This window comes from Bacillus manliponensis (assembly GCF_000712595.1).
Classification (GTDB): Bacteria; Bacillota; Bacilli; order Bacillales; family Bacillaceae_G; genus Bacillus_A; species Bacillus_A manliponensis.
Genome location: NZ_JOTN01000101.1, coordinates 1 through 318 on the forward strand (window position 1 = coordinate 1; position 318 = coordinate 318).

1 protein-coding gene is annotated in these 318 nt (G+C 30.8%); it reads right to left on the reverse strand.

The window, feature by feature from the left end:
* Nucleotides 1-318, reverse strand: a 318-nt coding sequence (locus BAMA_RS23410; protein WP_034644503.1) for an Imm6 family immunity protein, incomplete at both ends; no start/stop codon positions are given.

Here is a 318-nt window from a genome sequence, read left to right on the forward strand (position 1 = left end):
TTTTTCAATAAGTGTTTTTTTAAGACTTCTAGATTTTCCATCTTGAAATAACTAGATTCAATTGCATTTTCACCTAATATTATTAATGTTTCATCGTCAATAATTTCAACCACTTGCGGAACATATTTTCTTTCTTCCTTATGATAGGCTTGATAAGTTGTATAAGACACAGCATCTAAAACTGCATACCATGCATATTGTTTTTGTACATCTGTTTCTTTATTTGCAAACTCGGCCACATCTACATAATCTTCACTGTCTATGTAGTTACACAAATTATCAGCTTCAATTTTTTCACCTTCAAGCCATTTCCAACAG